The sequence below is a fragment of the Mesorhizobium sp. WSM4847 genome (assembly GCF_055811335.1).
Genome location: NZ_JBVVPY010000027.1, coordinates 24,548 through 39,644, shown reverse-complemented (window position 1 = coordinate 39,644; position 15,097 = coordinate 24,548). Strand labels below are relative to the sequence as shown.

Here is a 15,097-nt window from a genome sequence, read left to right as displayed (position 1 = left end):
AAAACCTTTCAAATCTTGATCTTAAGTTGGTGAGAAGCGAGTATACTCACTCCGGAAAGGGCACCCGCGATGCACAGTTATTTCTGGACCATGCCGGCATTGATGCTTGCCGTAGCTCCGAACATTGCAGCCGCTGACAGCAGGGAAGTCGTTCTCAACTACGCCGATCCGCACGGCTTGGCTTTGACGCTGGCCATCCTGCCTTATTCCGAGCAGCTCCCAGCTTGGATGAGGGATGAACGTAAGTCAGGGACCGGCGGCGATGATATCGGCCCCATCGTCCTAGCGGCCGGAGACGGCGGGGAATATACGCGCTATTTGTTTTCGTTCCAGGCGGCAGATAAGTCCAACAGCGCGGCCGGCACATCGGAAGCGAAGATTGACTTGGGTCTTGGGCAGACCGTTGAGGTTCAGCAGTCGACTGAAGCGCTACCCAATCTTCCGGTTTGCGAGCCAATACCTCATCCGCAGCTGCCCTGCAGGATCTCCGATTTGAGTCGCGATCTCGCAGCTATCGAATTGCGATACGCCGATAGCCTTTCAACCGAACTCCGGAACCTCATCGCTGCAAACAATCTAGTCATGGATGAACAAGCAACGAAGAGGGTCGTGGCGGTCGTAGATGACGGCAATCTTATTCAGTACGCCGACTTTGTTGGTTTGGTGCGGGGAAAAGACGAAATCCTACCTGCGCCGGACGCAGCTTCGGTGTTTGTCGTTCGCCTGAGCCAAGGCGGCGAACTTTCAATTGTCGAACGAAAGCGCGACAGCACGGTCGGTGCATCGGACTTCAAATTTGCTTTTGAGGAATCGCCATGAAAATCAACAATTTGATTCGGTGGGCGCTGTTTTCCGTCCTTGCATTCCCTGGCTTCCCCCATGCACAGGAGCAAGGCAAAAGCTCGGCCGTACTCAATGTTTCATCGTTCATGATGCCTCCCCGGCAGACTTGGGCGCCGCTGGGTGAGTCCGTTGATCCCAATGTCTCCATCACCGAAATGAATGCGAATTCCGGGGATCTCGGCTTTCGCGTGATTCACTTGCGCAAATCTGTTCAAGCCAAAAAACAAGCGGCGATAGATTTGGCCCAGTCCAAACTCGTGCAAACGGGCGACATACTGCTCAGCTTTCGCCCCCTTTGGGACAAGACACTAGCCTATGCTCACATGCAGCTCGGGGTGTCGCATTCGGCAGTCGCCTTCATCGTTTCCGAGGGAGGCAGCGAGTTCGTGATGACTTTGGAGTCACCGATTTCATACAGCAGCCCTCTCAACTCGCAAGAACACTATGCGGATTTGGATGCTATTCACGTAATACGACCCGCTCTAGATGACGCTCAAAAGCGAAACTTGGAGAAGTGGGCAAGGCAGATCATTTCGAACCCATCCCGGTTCGAATTTTTCACCGACTACAGCATGCCAATGTACAAACGAGGGCTGCCGGGAATTTCTACACCAAAGGACGAAATAGGGTTCCTTGCGGACGTAGCGTTGGGTAAGGCCAGCTCAACTTTTCAAAGCTACTGCTCCGAGTTCGTCTGGAGCCTTCTCGGGTTGCGCAATTGCGACCCCGCCAACTTTGATCCTGGTTGCATAGCGCCGGCTTTCAGCACGGCCGAGGGCATGATGACCGGCATCATTCCAAAAGTGTCGGGTGACGCCGGTCTCGTTCAAGGCCCTGAGGCGGCGCTTAACGGCGGAATGATTGGCGGCAACGAGAGGACGGTGTTGCTCACTAAGTCCATATTTGTTGACGTCCTTAGCGACCCGTCACTGCTTGCCGGCAGAATGTCGTCGGGGCATTTGAAAGTCGCCGAAGCAAACAAGGAAAATATGGCTGTCCTGAACGGCTATTACGCCAGCGGCGAGCCCGAAGCGCTAGCCGCGGGGATTAACAGTGGTGTCATTGGAAACGTTTCACCCACCTCCTTCCTTATACGCTCGAACGCTGGCGTGGACGGATTTCGCTATGTCGGTACAGTTGTATTTGATAGGTAGTTTTGAGGAACCGTCCCCTCGCGAGCAACTCGGCTGGCGATGATGTCGCATTCGTCCCAAGCGCGAGCGTGTTCCCTTCCAGGTTTGTTCCGCTGCGCCGCTGCCGCTATATATGCTGCGTAGTCCTTCCACGTCTTACGAAGCGCGTCGCCGCGCATACGTTCGATTTCCTTGCCGCCGATACAGACTGCCTGGTGCTGTCCTAATTAGGACGGTTCGCGCGTAGGGCATTCGATGCCTGCCGGCGGACCTTGGCTTGCACAAACTTAAACGTTCGTCGATGAGAACAGCCAACTTGTGTCGCTGACTTAATGCTAAATTATGCGCTCGACTAGCCGGGTTCCAGTGAACTGTGGAGTAATCGAAGGCGCAACAGGCACCTATCAAAATATTTCCTTCTTCTGTTGATTGACAGCTGCAAAAATTAATGGCCCTATAGAAGAAGTTTGCGGAAAGGGGGGCTTTGCATGCCTGCACCTGCATTCTTTTTTTTGAAAACTCGGAACGTGAAACTAGCTGGCATATGCTGGTTGCTGGTTGGGGCTGCCGCAATGGCCGACGATGTCTCGCCGGAACTTGCTCAGCCGGCTATCTGCTCCGCGACGACTGCAGCCGAGACTTCACTTGGTGAGACTTGCTCCGTCGCTCCTCTCGAAGGAGGAGGGAACGCAATCAAATTGAAACTGAAGGCGAAAACTTCATCTATTGAAGTCGGCAATTACAAGGTTACCACAGAAAATTACAATGATAATTATCTCACCCCGGTCGTTGAGGCGATGCCCGGCGACACCGTTAAGGCGCACCTCATCAATCTTCTCAAGCCTCGAGATGGCGGGGCAGACGCCCACGATCATGCAAACAGCAATACGACCAATTACCATTACTTCCATGGAGGAATCGTGTCTCCCAATAATGCGCGCCCAATGCCGGCGGAGTTGGGAACAGGCGACAATGTTTTTGTGCACCTGAATGCCGGCATGGACGAGAATGGGGCGGACAACAACTTCCATTTTGAAGTTCCCATACCTGGGGAGGGGCAACTTGACGCTCGCGTACTCGAGCGTGAAGGCTACATCCCACATCCGCTTGGCCTAAACTGGTACCACTCCCATTTGCACGGAATCTCGTCCGGCCAAGTCGCGGGTGGAATGTCAGGCTTGCTTTCCGTCGGTGAAGCGACCGCCAACGTTCGAGCCGCCAGCGGCGTGGAGGCCGATACCGCGACATTGAAGGAGCGCACCGATGTCCGCTGCGCGCTGTTGCGCGACATCGTCCTTCGCAACATTGGAGCGCCTCCGAAGGGGGCCAATGGCTCGGCCGCGAAGTGGAATCCCCATGACTTTCCCCGCGGCGACAAGTGCAACGTTTGGAAGGACGGCGTTGAGAAAACCGAAGCGCATCTGCGCAAGGGGTTTTGTCAACCCGACGAGAACTCTGCGTGGCTGTTTCCCATCAATGGCCAACGATTTCCGACAATCAAGGTCAAAGGTGGCAGAAACCTTCTGCTGCGTCTGCCAACGATTTGAGATGCGATAGGGAGGCAATGATGACCAGCTTCAATGCACACATCTTCGACCCACCACTCGGCATTCTGCAGCCAGGCAAGATTGTCACTTTGGCTCGGCGCTTCGCGTGCATCGCGTTGACGCTGAGTGCGGTGACACTGCCTGGCAGTGGGTTTGCGCAAGCGCCAGCGCAGTTCTGTACCGCGAGCGGCGACACGCTTACCCCAACCTTTGCCGTCGAGCCGGCGATGCTGGAGCGCAGCGCCGATGTCTTGAACACGACTTTCGGACAGGCCGGCATCTCCTATCCGGGCGGCAGCGAGACCGAACGATTATTCTCCTTCAAGCGCACCATCGGCGCGCTGTTGACGAGCGCGGGAATGGCGGACACAGCGGCCAATCGCGAGGCGTTGGTTCAGACCATGCTGGATTCTTTCGGCGTCACGAGTAACGATACGGACGACGCTCGGGTAAATCGCAAGTCAGGCGTATTGATGCCGGTGGACGACCGGCAGGCCGAACATGACCTCAGCCCTGCCGCGCTGCTGGATGAAACGAGCGACGTCGGCCTGGTTCCAGTCGGACTGTTCAATCGTTTCGACCTCGCACCGACCGATTGGGTACATTGTGGCGAATACCGGATCGTCTATGCTCGGCGCAATCCGCCTGACGTTTTCCACCGGTTCTTTGTGATCTTTGAAGCGGCGGTACCCAACCCAGGCGCCGGAGAGCAGGGCTGCAGAGTGCTCACAGAGTTTTGGGCCGGTTTGGGGAACGTTTTGGACACGACCGAGCGCGCCAAGCGTCTCGCTGCGTTGTATTATGATGGGGAGGCTGGAGGCGTCAAATTCGGCGATCCTATCATCAGCTTCAGCAATCTTGGGGGGGACGGCGTGCGCGGCCAAGTGCGCAGCAATCAATTTCTCGACGCCGATGTTTGGCAGCTGCGTGAATGGCTTGTGCAGAAAACCTTCCGACCCGAGCCGAATGGGATTGCCTTTGTACCAAACCCTGTAAACGACAATCCGCTCGCCGAACTCTACAGCGACGAATTTGCGACAAATTCTGAGCTTGCGGCGATCAACCCTGGAGCGTTGCTATCGCTCTCGCACGGGCAGTTCTTCCAACGGTTTTCTTTGGAGTACTTCAGCAATCTTCTGGCCGAAACGACGCTGCAACATCAACAACTCGTCGCCGGCCTATCGCGCTTCGATCTTGGCGCTTCGGCGGTGACCCCGGACTCCGTGCTGATGAATACGATCGCGCTCGGCGATACGGACATGTTCGACGAATATCAAAGTTCGTCCGACGAAGTAGACGAAGTTTCTGCGATAGCGGGGGCCGATATGCGTCGGCTGATAACCGCGCTCTTGCAGTTTCAGACAGGCAACGCCGTAGACCAGGTTGTCGACGAAACGGCGCTCCTCAATAGGGCAGGCGCCGCAACGTGCGGTGGATGCCATATGACCGCGGCGCGAGATGCGATCTTTGCACCCAATCACTCCGCAACGGTGTGGCCATCAACGCTGCCATTCGTGCATATCGACGAAAAGCATGAAATCTCCGAAGCGTTGTCGGAGCGCTTTCTGCCCTTCCGGCGATATGTAATGGCGCGCCATCTGTGTGGTGTGTCACCGGCAGTTGAAACGGCGGTTGCAGCCGCATCTTCCGACGCGGCTACCCCCAGTGCTATGCAGTCGCCACTGCGCAACATGAGGTTCGTGGAGAATATCCTCACGAATTTCCAAAGCAAAGCCGGGGCCGCACCCGTTGCAGCGGCGGCCGATGAGACCGCGAAGGCCAACGCATCCGAGAGCGCGCAGTCCGCATTTGAAAGAGTCCATGCGACAATTGCCGAGGCCCGTCGCTTGGAGCAGCGCGTCCCTGGCGCGTTTGTGCAGACAAGGCGTGCGCATTGAGTAGCAGGCTGATCTCACAGTGCGGGCTACCGTGCGTCTGACCGCGATCAGACGCACGGCAACGCAAAACGAGCTGATGGTCAGGAATTCCGCAGCGCGATCGGCGCGATACCATCGCCGGCTAGATTTATTTCAATGGCTGCAGGACAGTGAGCTTTTGGCCGCTCGGTGCGTATGCCGGCCAGGATGGCAAATGATTTTCACAATGGAGGTTTGGCCAGCTTGCATCCGAAAAGTGTCAGCAACGCGCAGCAGCCGATCGTGCGCTCAGCGCGATCACATCATCTGACTTTGCGGCTGCCGTGACCTCGTCACCTCGCCATTTCAACTTACCGTCAGAAGCGGCCGCCGCCGTTACTGGCTTCCGCCGTCAAAGTAGTTCATCTTTTTAGTGAGATATCGTGGCTGGTGAGTATGAACCTCCACTTAAGGGGGTTAAATACCGGATCGAAGCAGGCCGGTCGCGGCGGTCTGTTTGCCAGCAACAACGCCCGTTTGTCTCAGTTGGTAGTGTGTCCTTCGCCGCTGTCACGGACAGTGTCCTCGTTTTTGCGCCGGCTGACGCCGCCGCTGAGCCCGGAGTCGGAGGATCATGCCAGGTTGGACCGCATAGTCATCGAGGTGGCGACGTGACACGCTCAGAGAGGCGCGTTCGCCTGCATCGCATTCCGCCAAGCAAAACACTGGTTTGATCAAGACTCAATGTCCGCTTCTCGGTGGCCGGTAAAAATCTCTGAGCGGCCAAGATTGGGCGCGAAGCGGCCATTCACCGTGCAGGAGACAAAGGTCGCCTTTGATGAAGGGCGTGAATTTGACACGTCACGGGTTCAATCAGCGCGGACACCTGGCTCCACCCACCGCACAGTGCCAGGGGTCATATAGACCAACGCGCCGCGGCGAGCCCCGGTTGTTCGCAAGTAGTCCTCGAGTTGGCCCGCGTGAATTCGCATGTCTTCTTCCGTCGGCGCGATGTCACTTTTCCAATCGAGAACGACCGAGGCGCGACCCTCGTCCAATGCGACGGCGTCAATCCGGCCGGCAAGCGCTGTGGCTCGCTCGCATCGGCGAGCAACGCGTAGATCGGCCACTCTGGAACGAGGCCCGGTCGCAGGGCGGCGATCTCCGGGAGATGTAGGGTTCTCCAGGCGGTCGAGGCGATTTCCTCGGCTTCGGGAAGATCGACCTCGTCTTCGCGATCGACCACCAGCTCTGCGATAAGCTCCCGGGCGCGATCGGCGAACCCGACGAGGTCTTCACCAAGTTCGCCAGTCAGGACCTCCTCCATCACCTTATGCAGGATGAGGCCTCGGACACGTCCTGCTCCAATCGGCAGCTCCGTCTCCGGAGTGTCGCCGGAGCCGATCGAGATGGCTTCGGTCATGGGAACGCGATCGGGATCCTGGTTGCTCGGCTGAAGCCACGAGAGCGGGACGGCGGCAGCGGCAATGGCGGCGCGCTCTGTCGCGAAGATGTCCGGCGTCTGTCCGTTTGGCAGATCGGCCGCGGCAGGGCGCGGTGCCGGTTCGAAACGCGAGAGATCCAGCAGCGGGAGGTCATGGTGCGCCAAGTCGACGATCCGCGCCCAGGATCTTTGCTCCGCCTGCGGCAGCTCTGGGACGAGGAGGAGCTCGCGAGCGCGAGTGCATGCGACATACCAAAGGGGCTCGCGTTCACGGGCAAGGCTTTCATCATCTGACGCGAGTGCCAGCAGAAGATCGGGCGGGACGACATCGCCTATGAGCCAGTGCAGCGTGTTATCGGACGCGCGATGCACGAACGGCTCGCGCGAGCGGAGCAAGGTGGCTGTGTTGACCGGAATCACCACCGGCCATTCCAGCCCCTTCGCGCTGTGGATGGTGATGATCTCGATGGCGTCGCCTTCGGCATCAACCCGGCCCTCGTTGGACGGAACTCCCTGACTCCAATCCCTGGTGATGTCACGGACGAACCGCTTGAGACCGGTGACGCCGTAAGGCCGCGCACGTTCGAGAAAAGCTTCTACGTTCGCAGCCGCGCGGGCGCTGCGATCACCTTCGCGCGCGGCAAGAATAGGTCGAACGGCCAGCCACTCCGCTGCTTCGGCGAGCAGCAGCGCTGGTGTCGTCGCTCTCGATTTCCATCTCAGGTCTGCAGGACCGAAAGTGTCCGACGCGCAATCGGATGCGTGACGTCGCTCAGGTCGGTCAACAACGAGAATCGCGGAACCGCGTGCGGACGATCGGGGTTTTGGGGCAAAGCCGCGGTGATATCGAGCAGCTCTTCCTCGGTCAGTCCGACAAGGGGGCCTCGCATCAGCGCGCCGAAGGCCAGGCTGTCGCCGGCGTCGGCGAGCACGCGAGCCAGGGCGAGCATATCCTGCACCTCCTGACGTCGGAACAGGCCCTTGCCCGCTTGGGACGCGATCGGCAGGGCTCGTTGTTCAAGCGCGCGTTCATAGCGCCACAGTTCAGTGCCTGTCGGCGCAAGCAGGGCTATTCCGCCGGCGGTGAGCGGAACCATCAAGCCGTCGTCGTCGCGAACGTGCAGATTGCCGATGAGCCGCATGCAGAGTTCAGCGACGACTTCTGCCTCGGCATCGCGGATGTACTCTGACCGCGAATTGGGCGGGACGTCGACGGTAATCCTGGCCGCACACGGAAGATCGTGGGTGGGGGGATCGATGGTCGCCGTGAGCGCCACATAGCCAGGTTGCCCGACACCAGAAAGTGGCGTCTCGAAACAGCGGTTGACATGGGTAAGAATGTCCGGTCGAGAGCGGAAATTTGCGGTGATCTGGATGATGTTGTCCGGCCACCGCCGCTCGATTGCGGCACGCGCCTGCGCATAAGATCCGACATCGGCGCCGCGGAACCGGTAAATGGCCTGTTTCGGGTCGCCGACCATGAAGAGCGCTCCAGGCCTCAATACGCTGTCCTGCCATCGCGTCGCGCGATCTTCAGCGGCGATCAGAAACAGGATTTCGGACTGGATGGGATCTGTGTCTTGGAACTCGTCCACGAAGATATGCCGGTAGCGGGTCCCGAGAGCGCGGCGCACCGCTTCGTGGTCGCGGACAAGGGCCTGCGCCCGCTCCAGAAGGTCATCGAAATCAAGGACGGCCGCGGCGCGTTTGAAGGCGGCGTAGTCGTCAAGCACCTCGTCGAGCTCATCGGACAGGCCTGCCACAAGCGCAGTGGCAATCCGGCCGAGCACCACCCGGTAGCAATGGTCGACCCGGTCGAAGTATTGGCCGGCCTTCTCACTGAGTTGGCTACCCAGATCCTTCCCGGCGACCTTTTCCCAGGCCGATTTTCGTCTTGGCCTGATTAGATCGAATGTGTTCTTTCGCATGCAGGAAAGTCGAATCGGATGGGCGAGTGCCCAGAGCCGGGGAAAATCGGGCGGCGCCTCAAAACTGCCGGCGTAAAAGTTTGCCAGCGTCTCGAGCTCGCCCACCAGCTCGAGCGTTTTGGGCTCGACGGGTTGAGCGGCTATCCAGTGCCGGAAATCCGCGACCGCTTCGACCAGGTCGATATCCGGGCGGCCGGTGAGGTCGGCAGGCAGTGCCCGCGCATCACGATGCTTGAGACGAAAGCGCGCGAGTTCCTGAAGGGTGGAGACAACGCGGCGGGGGTCTTGGCGCGACAAGACTACGATCGGATCGCCTGGCCGCTCCGGACTGTTGAGCCGCCGTTTGAGCCATTGCTCGAATACGGAGTCAAACGCAGCGGCGGCCTGGACCGCATCGAGCATCTGCGCGCCTGGATCAATATCAGCCTCGACCGCGTAGCTTGAGATGATGGTCTGACAGAAGGCGTGGATCGTTGCGGTCGTAAGTTCGTCGAGTTTGGCAGCGGCGGCGGACATTGCGTGCCGCTGAGGCGCGTCGAGACCTTTGGGCAGCGCTTCGCGCAATGGAGCCGGCACGCGTTCGGCCAGAAGCTCGTTGACGTAGCGATGTACGCGCACTGACAGCTCGCTGGCCGCCAACTCAGTAAAAGTGATGGCCGCTATCTCATCGGGTTGGGCGCCACGCGCAAGCAGCATCGTCACGCGCCCCGCCATCAGGGCGGTCTTGCCGGTGCCAGCCGCCGCTTCGACGAGCAAAGTCGAGTCAAGTTCAGTCAGAGCCCGCCGGCGCGCGAGACTGTCCGCCAATTGGATCACCGGCAACTCCAGACGCGCGCAAAATCGTCGAAGGCGCGGCTCAGCGCCGACTGTTTGATCTGAAAGTACGCTGTCGGCGATGCCGGAAGCGCCAGCCGGAAGTCGTTCCAGTTCTCGCGCGCGTCCGGACCGGGCAAGGCCCTGCCCTGCCGCAAAAGGACGCCGGCCGCCGTCACATGGTCTGCGATTTCCGCGATTGCCTGATCGACGTCGGGCAGTTTGTAGACCCGCGGCTCGCTGCCGAGGTAGATGAGGCGGGCGACGACGCGCGGGTTGTCCGGCACGAGTTGGCGCGCTGCCAGCGCATAGATGACGCGCTGGAGCTCGGCGCCGCCCCCGAGCACGATCTGATCGGCCTTCTTTGGCGATGCACCCGTCTTGTAGTCCGAGACGCGAACGGCGTTTCCTGCGGCGGTGATATCGAGCCGGTCGATGCTGCCCTTGACCCGAACCGTGGTTCCGGTGATTTCAACCGGCACAGTCGGATCCCAGGGAAGATCGCCCGTCGTTGCAACTGCCTCGTCGGCACGGCCGAAGGCCAGCTCGGTCCAGCTGCGGGTGCCCGGCTGGAACGTCTCGTCAAGCGTCAAGGTTTTGAGCGCGAGCTGGCCAGCAGCGTCCACGGTGTGCCGCCACAGCAGCAACGGCGGCACGGATCGCTTTAGCGGCCACTCTGCACTGACCGTCGTCGCCGCCTCTGTCAGAGCGGCCTCGATCTCGTGCCCTGCGGCGCGGGAATAGCCCGGCCTGGGCTCGAGCGTATCGACGGTCCGCTTGAGGAGCTCATGCACGAGATCGCCATAGGCACGCGCATCGAGTGTCAGCGGCTGATCGTCTTCTACCACCGACCGCCAGCCCAATGAATAGCGCCACACGAAGGCGAGCGGATCGCGGAGCATGAGACGCAGCGATGTCGCGGACTGAATCGCATCGATGGCGCGTGCGATGACTGGATGATCGGCCCTCGTCCGTCCATCATGGGCGGTGATCGCAGGATTTCGCCAGTCGCGCCAGCACGCGTCAGCCGCCGCCAGCGCCGGCGAGCCCACGGCCTCGTCCCGCCGGGCGAGCAGACGATCGGCCTCGCTGAACGCGTGCGCTGGGATTCGCGACCGCTTCAGCACTTGAACACGGGCTCCTTGCGGCACGAGCGGACTGGCCGCGAGGAGGCCGCCCTGGGCGTTCCGGCGGCTCCTCGACAGGATACAGCCACCGGATGCCTGGACCGTGATTACCTGGAACGCACGTCGGTCCTGCGCGGTGACAGGATTCAGGATCGAGTGTGCCACGGCACAAAACATGGCTTGGGATCAACGGATCTTCGGCAGCGCGGCGCGAGGTGCGGCGGCGAGATGACTCGCCGGACACCACACGGCACAGGCGCCGGGATCGCGGCCATCGGGTAAGCGAAGCTCCTGCAGAGAGAATTCCAGCGCCTCGGCAGGCGCGCGCCGCAGTGCTTCACTCCAGAGCGCGCGAGCGGAGGTTTCCAGCAGCATCAAGCCAGCCTGCTCGGCCGCCGCCGGGCCGTTGGCCAGCATTTCGAGGACGGGCGTCAGGATCGGCCTGGGATCGATGCCCTCGGTTCGAAGCCGGCTCGCTTCGTCCAGCGCGCGAAGCCATTGATCGAGTTCGAAGAGAGCGGCACCAGGTTGCAATCCAAGCGCCCAGTTCCGCGGCAAGTTTTGCAAGGCGCGGCTCCGGCCTGCGGCGTGACTAAAGAGCCGGCGCAGGCGATCCTGACTGAGGCCATTCAAGAGAACGTCGGCAAGTGTGCCACAAGCCTGGCCTTCGCGCGACGCGAGTGCCAGCACACCGTGCGAGAAATGCAGCGGCAGGTCGGCGTCCGCTGCCAGCATGAGAAAGTGCTCGTCCCATTCCCCGGTCGAGGTGGCGCAAATCGCAATTTCTTCGGGTCTCGCCTGACCGGATGCGATGAGTTCGCGCATCCAGCGTAGCGCCTCCACCACTTCAGCAGCAGGATTGGCGCAAGACACCATCTCCATGGCGACAGCTGCTGGGCGCCGGTCAGTCGTGATCTCGCCCGGGAACCAGCTGACGTCCTGGGCGCCGGGACTGTGCCAGGAGAGGGGCACCGTCTCATTGAGGGCCTGAAGCAGAGGGTGCCAGAGCGGGGCAACGCTGACGACGCGGTCAAGCTCCACCGACCCTAGCACGGCCGCCGCATGGACGAGGCGCTTCAGCGCGGCGTCGCGAAGGTCGCGCGGCGTCAACACGCCTCCGGGTAGGTTTGCGCGGACACGCTGCTCGATCTCGGCAATATCGGCCAGTCGGGCGCTGCGATCGTCGCCTATTGGCAGCGAAAGGTCGGCCTGCCAGATTTTGGCGAGCGTCCGTGCGACGGCACGGATCATACCTGGAAGCTGCCGGATACTTTCTAACTCGGAAAACCCTCCGGCTTCGAGTGCAGCCCGGATGGCTGGATCGAGGTCCTCGGACCGGGCAGGTTGCGTAAAGCCGCCGGCCAAGCGGGCGGCCAGTTGCGGCATAGTGAGGATTTGCGCGCCGGTTTCGCCGCGGCGCGCAGCCGCGATCCGGCGCATCCGGAAGGCGAGAGGCCCTTCGATGACGACAGTCCGGCGTTTCATCGAATGCCCCTTTGTTCCTCGAACGGGTAGTCGGGGTCGGAAATCTGGTCCGCGACCTCATTCTGCAAATTCCGAGGGATGTCGCCCCCTGATTCCGAAATGATCTCGCCCCCTCGTTCCGAGAATTGACCGCCCCCTGATTCCGAAATGATGCCGCCCCCTTGGAGGGGTGTATGGGCGTGGTGCTCTGCTGGTGAAATGTTCCTTCTTTTGGGTTGTCCAGGAGAAGGAATGAAATGCCTGCGGAGAGATTGGCGATGCGGCGTGTCCGCGAGATTTTGAGATATCGATTTGAAGAGGGCCTTGGCGATGAGATCACCGACGCGGTCCTGGAAGCCGCGCTCTACAAGGCAAACGGGACGAAGACAGGGCACCGTCGCAGCGTGGAGCCGGATTGGGCTCATGTGCACCGCGAGCTGAAGCGCAAGCATGTGACGCTGCAGATCCTGTGGGACGAATACATCGCTCGCCAGCCCGATGGTTACCGCTATAGCCGCTTTTGTGATCTATACCGGGGCTGGGCATCCAACCTGCCAGTAACGATGCGGCAGAACCATGCCGCCGGCGACAAGCTCTTCGTCGACTATGCCGGCGATACGGTGACGGTGATCGTCGACCGGCTGAGGGGCAAGACGCGCCAGGCGCATCTGTTCGTGGCCGTGTTGGGCGCTTCGAGCCTATCTTACGCGGAGGCGCGCTGGAGTGAGACACTTCCGGACTGGCTGGGGTGTCACGTCAATGCACTGGAAGCGTTCGGCGGCGCGCCGGCTCTGTTGGTTCCCGACTGCCAAGGTCGCCATCATCAAGGCCTGCCGCTACGACCCGCAGGTAAACCGCACCTATGCCGGCATGGCCGAGCATTATGGCAGTTCGGTGCTGCCGACCCGGCCACGGCGGCCACTAGCCAAGGTCGAGGCGGCGGTGCGGATTGTCGAGCGCTGGCTTCTCGGCCGCCTGCGCCATCGTGTCTTTTACAGCCTGGCCGAGGTCAACACGGCGATCGGCGAGTTGCTTGCCGATCTGAACGATCGCCGCGTGCTACGCCGTGTCGGCTGCACGCGGCGACAACTGTTCGATGAGATCGACCGGCCCACACTCAAGCCGCTGCCGGCTAATCGATAAGAGACGTTTTTATAAATCCCGGTTCGAAATATTATGATGTCAAAGAACCTCTTTGCCATTTTATAATGCTCATTAATCAAATCGATTACCTGTAAATCCCCCTTGGCCTCAATGAACGGCTTGGTCTCTTGCGGCCAATCGTCGTTCTTACGTATTGCATCTTTGTCGAAAGCGATACCGCTAATGACTTCCTTATCGTCTCCATGAGTTATCGTGTAATGAGGGCTGGCTATTAAAATTCGGCTATGGTTGTAGCTGTTCCGCAGGTGAGAAAAGAACTTAACAATCTGAGAATCACCAAACACCTCTATTCGTGTGGCGTCATATTCGTCTTTAATTTCGGGATTTCCTGATAGGAGGTGCCTGTACGCCTGCACCAAGGACACTGCCGCGATAGAGTAGGTATAGACTTCCTTGGTAGCAACACTCAGCGCCTGCTCGAAATCGCTTGTTTCCATATGATCATGCATCACGCGCGCATGAAATTTTCCGACGATTTCGATAAAAGCCTCTCGGGAGCGCGTGAGAATATCGAAAGCACGTTTCACGTTGTTGAAGTTCTCGACCAGAATTCGTGTGGGATGGAGAGACAAAACGCGCGAGTGAAACTCTTGGGAGCAAAACGCTGCATGGCGAAGAGCTGCCTTGTCCGTCAGTTCGCCATTTTCCTGCCATTGCTTTTGAAGCAGTTCTAGGGACTCCTTTTCCCTATTCTCCTGCTGCTTTCTAAGAATCTGGTCGATGGAACTTAAAAGCGGGGATTCCATAATTGACCTCAGAACAGGTGCTAAATTCCCTCATCGTAGAATGCGGTTGAGCGGTGCATTCCGCCACGCGCCGTCGGCGTTCTGGTCGCGAGGCCGCTAGTGAATGACAAAGTATATGCCGCTTGCAGCAACAGCCAGCGAAATAGCGATGCCCATTGTCATCGCCACAGTGCCTTCGGCCGAGATCTGGACACTCGCGTTCTAGGCGTAGCGACGGCGCCGTCCGGCAGCCTAGATGGTTTGGTAGGGAAACTCGGCCAGGTTGTTCATGCCTTCTTCGACGCAAGCAAGGGCCTTGGTCTTTGCCTCCTCGAGCGAGTCGAGCCAGCGACCGAAAGGCGGGCTGTAATCCTTGGGGCTCTGCCCATGGCTGCAGGAGAGGATCCAACGGCCGCGCGTCTGCGGCGAAATATAGACGTACCAGTCCTCGACCTGTGCCCAATAGGTGCCGTGCGGATTGCGCTCCCACTTGAGATCGGGATGGCGCTCTTTGAGCCGGCGATGCTGACGCAGCAGCATGTTCACGATGACCATCATCTCGCCGGAGACGCGGGTTTCCCCCGACACCATCCGTTGAATGGCCCGAATGGTCGCTGAGAAGTCGCGATAGTCACGGTTCTTGTCCATGAAGTGAGCGAGGTCCCCTGGCGTGAGCATCAGCTCCCTGAGCGCAGTGTTGAATTTCTGCGTCAGCTCTTCCGGGGTTGGCTTACGGTCGAATACGTCTTCGGGGGCTTTTAATTCGGTCATGAAATCTTCCTGTCGCGCAATTGACGACATAATGTCGTATAGATAGCGACCTTATGTCAATGCCAAATAGCTGATAGCGAGGAGATCGGCAACCACAGCATGCGCGGCACCGGCATTGCCGCCTATCTCAACAATGGAGGCACCCTGGAAAAGGCGCGCGACATGGGATCCATTCCACTACCACCACGACGCAGCTCTATGATCGCCGCCGCGATGACGTGACACTCGATGAGGTCGAGCGGATTCTGATTTGATCGGGAGCCGTGACGGTTCGAGTCCGCT

General features: G+C 59.6%; 10 protein-coding genes and 1 pseudogene. 6 read left to right on the top strand and 5 right to left on the bottom strand.

Translation table 11 applies throughout. The features are described from left to right. The first annotated feature begins 69 nt into the window (after positions 1 to 69). From AC0L28_RS29090 to AC0L28_RS29075, 4 genes are all read left to right on the top strand, one after another. Complete coding sequence (locus AC0L28_RS29090; RefSeq protein WP_473481639.1) at positions 70 to 819, top strand: hypothetical protein; 750 nt, start codon at positions 70 to 72, stop codon at positions 817 to 819. After that, on the top strand, positions 816 to 1,997 hold the full coding sequence (locus AC0L28_RS29085) for a hypothetical protein (RefSeq protein WP_473481637.1): 1,182 nt from the start codon (positions 816 to 818) through the stop codon (positions 1,995 to 1,997). The genes AC0L28_RS29090 and AC0L28_RS29085 overlap by 4 nt, the downstream gene beginning before the upstream one ends. A gap of 551 nt (positions 1,998 to 2,548) precedes the next feature. After that, positions 2,549 to 3,523: a cupredoxin domain-containing protein gene (locus AC0L28_RS29080; protein WP_473481635.1), complete on the top strand. Its 975-nt coding sequence runs from the start codon at positions 2,549 to 2,551 to the stop codon at positions 3,521 to 3,523. Positions 3,524 to 3,543: 20 nt separating this feature from the next. Further along, entirely contained in the window at positions 3,544 to 5,421 is a 1,878-nt protein-coding gene (locus tag AC0L28_RS29075; RefSeq protein ID WP_473481633.1) for a hypothetical protein, read from the top strand. 874 nt (positions 5,422 to 6,295) lie between these two features. Here the strand turns inward: AC0L28_RS29075 and AC0L28_RS29070 are convergent. The 4 genes from AC0L28_RS29070 to AC0L28_RS29055 all read right to left on the bottom strand — a co-directional run bounded on the left by AC0L28_RS29070 (position 6,296) and on the right by AC0L28_RS29055 (position 12,131). Beyond that, a complete protein-coding gene (locus AC0L28_RS29070) occupies positions 6,296 to 7,276 on the bottom strand; it encodes a P-loop NTPase family protein (protein ID WP_473481692.1) in 981 nt (326 codons plus the stop codon). Between the two features lie 266 nt (positions 7,277 to 7,542). Continuing rightward, a complete protein-coding gene (locus AC0L28_RS29065; protein ID WP_473481631.1) occupies positions 7,543 to 9,567 on the bottom strand; it encodes a UvrD-helicase domain-containing protein in 2,025 nt (674 codons plus the stop codon). Continuing rightward, positions 9,564 to 10,691 (bottom strand): PD-(D/E)XK nuclease family protein, encoded by a 1,128-nt coding sequence (locus AC0L28_RS29060; RefSeq protein WP_473481629.1) that lies wholly within the window; start codon positions 10,689 to 10,691, stop codon positions 9,564 to 9,566. Before AC0L28_RS29060 ends, AC0L28_RS29065 begins: the two co-directional genes overlap by 4 nt. Positions 10,692 to 10,877: 186 nt before the next feature. Further along, complete coding sequence (locus AC0L28_RS29055) at positions 10,878 to 12,131, bottom strand: hypothetical protein (protein ID WP_473481627.1); 1,254 nt, start codon at positions 12,129 to 12,131, stop codon at positions 10,878 to 10,880. A gap of 302 nt (positions 12,132 to 12,433) precedes the next feature. On the opposite strand from AC0L28_RS29055, the pseudogene istA reads away from it, so the two are divergent. Beyond that, a pseudogene (gene istA, locus AC0L28_RS29050) lies at positions 12,434 to 13,295 on the top strand (IS21 family transposase); the annotation flags it as partial. 1,001 nt (positions 13,296 to 14,296) lie between these two features. On the opposite strand, the gene AC0L28_RS29045 reads toward istA, so the two are convergent. Next, positions 14,297 to 14,815 carry a hypothetical protein gene (locus AC0L28_RS29045; RefSeq protein ID WP_473481625.1) on the bottom strand — a complete coding sequence of 173 codons (519 nt, stop codon included), beginning with the start codon at positions 14,813 to 14,815 and terminating at the stop codon, positions 14,297 to 14,299. 99 nt (positions 14,816 to 14,914) lie between these two features. Here AC0L28_RS29045 and AC0L28_RS29040 point away from each other — a divergent pair, with 99 nt between their 5' ends. After that, a complete protein-coding gene (locus tag AC0L28_RS29040; RefSeq protein WP_473481623.1) occupies positions 14,915 to 15,037 on the top strand; it encodes a hypothetical protein in 123 nt (40 codons plus the stop codon). Positions 15,038 to 15,097: the final 60 nt, after the last annotated feature.